This window comes from Nonomuraea aridisoli, from assembly GCF_003236395.1.
GTDB classification, from domain to species: domain Bacteria; phylum Actinomycetota; class Actinomycetes; order Streptosporangiales; family Streptosporangiaceae; genus Nonomuraea; species Nonomuraea aridisoli.
Map to the genome: position 1 here is coordinate 1 of NZ_POUD01000510.1, position 2,434 is coordinate 2,434.

The following is a 2,434-nucleotide window of genomic DNA, read 5'->3' on the forward strand; positions in this document are numbered from 1 at the left end:
GGCCCGGTCGAGACCGTCACCACGACCCGTCCTGCCCAGACCAGGCAGGCGGAGCCCAGCCACACGCCCACCCGCACGCCGGCCCGCACGCCCAGCCGGCGCCCCACGCCGTCGCCCGGCGCGCCGTCCCCGCCCGGCGCGGTGACCGCCCGGTCGGGCCCGGGGAAGGTGACCGTGACCTTCAGCCCGTCCACCGGCGGGCAGGTGGAGCGTTACACGCTGCGGACGTCCGGCCCGGGGAAGTCCGTGCCCGAGTCGGTGGCCGCCGACGGGCCGTTCCAGTTCGAGTTCGGCGGCGGGGACTGCGCGCGCGAGTACACGTTCGTGGTGGTCGCGCACTGGGCGGGCGGCGAGGTGGAGTCCGAGCCGAGCGCCGGGGCCAAGCCGTGCGTGGCGCCCGGCTCGCCGACCGGCTTCACCGCCAAGGCCAGGAACCGGGGCGCCGACCTGAGCTGGAGCGCTCCCGAGAACGCCGCCGACGGCACCACGTACGAGCTGACCGGCGCCGTCACCAGGAGCGGCGTCCAGGGCACCTCGCTCACCGTGGACGGGCTGAAGAACGACCAGAAGCACACGTTCACCCTGAAGGCGAAGAACGCGGCCGGCGAGAGCCCCGACGTCGCCACCACCACGGTGGACCTGGCCTATCCCCGGAAGGTGTACAAGAACGCCCACAACGACCAGACCAACACGAGAATCAACTCCTGCCCGACCGGCAACTGCCAGATCGGCACCATCCCGAAGGGCGAGTACCGCGACCTCACCGTGATCTGCCAGGTCAAGGGCATGTCCGTGACCGAGACGCAGTCGGGGGAGACCAGCGTCGTCTGGGACCGGATCGAGTGGAACGGCGGCGTGGCGTACATCAGCGACACCCTGATGACCACCCCGCGAGGCGGGTTCCCCGCTCCGCCGCTGTTCGAGTGCACCGACTGAGAAGGGGACTCAGGTGACCCAGTACCACCACCCGGCGGAGGCGCCGTACGGGCAGCCGGCCGCCGGGCAGCCCGCGCAGCTGGCGGGGCAGTTCGCGCAGCGCTTCCAGCTGCTGGCCGGCAACATCGAGCGGATCATCCGCGGCAAGCGCGAGGCCGTCGAGCTGGCGCTGATCTGCCTGTTCACCGAGGGGCACCTGCTCGTGGAGGACGTGCCGGGCACCGGCAAGACCACGCTCGCCCGCTGCCTGGCGGCCAGCGTGGACGCCGAGTGGCGGCGCGTGCAGTTCACCCCCGACCTGCTGCCCAGCGACATCACCGGCGTGTCGATCTTCAACCAGGCGCACCAGAAGTTCGAGTTCCACCACGGGCCCGTCTTCGCCAACATCGTGCTCGCCGACGAGATCAACCGCGCCTCGCCGAAGACCCAGGCGGCGCTGCTGGAGGTCATGGAGGAGCGCCGCGTCACCGTCGACGCCGAGCCGCACCCGGTGCCGCGGCCGTTCCTGGTGGTGGCCACGCAGAACCCGGTCGACATGGACGGCACGTACCCGCTGCCCGAGGCGCAGCTCGACCGGTTCCTCATGAAGATCTCCGTCGGCTACCCGCACCACGCGGCGGAGGTCGAGGTGCTCAAGGGCATGCCGACGGGCCCGCAGGTCGAACGGCTGCCGGTGGTCGCGCGCGCCTCGGACGTGGCCGGGATGATCGACTTCGCCGCGCGCATCCACGTGGCCGACCCGGTCTACGACTACATCGTGGCGCTGTGCGGCGCCACCCGGACGAGCCCGCACCTGCGGCTCGGCGCCAGCCCCCGGGCCAGCCTGGCCCTGCTGCGCGCCGCGCGCGTCAAGGCCGCCGCCGCCGGCCGCCACTTCGTGGTGCCGGAGGACGTCAAGGCGCTGGCCGTGCCGGTGCTGGCGCACCGCCTGATCCTCACCCCCGAGGCGGAGCTGCGCGAGGTCACCGCCGCCGTCGTGCTCGGCGAGATCCTCGCCGGGACGCCGGTGCCCCAGGCGGCCTGATGCTGACGCCGCTGGGCTGGGGGACGCTCGCCGGTTCCGTCCTGCTGTACGCCGCGGGGTACGTCCTCGGCTATCCCGAACCCGTCGTGCTCGCCACGGGCGGCCTGCTCGCGGTCGCCCTGGCGCTGGCCTGGACCGCGCCGAGGCCCCACCTGGAGGTGCGGCGCGAGGTCACGCCGGTCAAGGTGGCGCGCGGGGACGCCGCCGTGGCCGTGCTCACCGTGGCCAACCAGGGCCGCCGCGGGCTGTCCGGGCTGCGCGCCCGGGACCGGATCGGCGACGCCGAGCACACGATCGAGCTGCCCCGGCTGCCCAGGGGAGCGGTGCGCACGGTGTCGTACCCGCTGCCGACGGAGGCGCGCGGGGAGATCCCCGTGGGGCCGCTCGTGCTCGTGCGCGCCGACCCGTTCGGGCTCGCCCGCCGCGTCCGCGCGTACGGCGCGCCCGCCACCCTGCTCGTCCGCCCCCGTACGG

At 74.0% G+C, this 2,434-nt stretch carries 3 protein-coding genes and 1 pseudogene; 3 read left to right on the forward strand and 1 reads right to left on the reverse strand.

Going from position 1 to position 2,434, the window contains the following annotated elements:
* On the reverse strand, window positions 1–194 hold a 194-nt coding region (locus tag C1J01_RS47565), incomplete at its 3' end, for a hypothetical protein (protein ID WP_146616027.1).
* Here C1J01_RS47565 and C1J01_RS47570 point away from each other — a divergent pair.
* The 3 genes and pseudogenes from C1J01_RS47570 to C1J01_RS47580 form a co-directional block, all read left to right on the forward strand.
* The gene (locus C1J01_RS47570; protein ID WP_111185690.1) at window positions 175–936 is read left to right on the forward strand and encodes a fibronectin type III domain-containing protein; all 762 of its coding nucleotides are present in this window, start codon (window positions 175–177) and stop codon (window positions 934–936) included. The genes C1J01_RS47565 and C1J01_RS47570 overlap by 20 nt on opposite strands.
* A gap of 13 nt (window positions 937–949) precedes the next feature.
* Complete coding sequence (locus tag C1J01_RS47575) at window positions 950–1,960, forward strand: AAA family ATPase (protein WP_235855152.1); 1,011 nt, start codon at window positions 950–952, stop codon at window positions 1,958–1,960.
* Window positions 1,960–2,434 (forward strand): annotated as a pseudogene (locus C1J01_RS47580) (hypothetical protein); the annotation flags it as partial. The gene C1J01_RS47575 and the pseudogene C1J01_RS47580, both read left to right, overlap by 1 nt.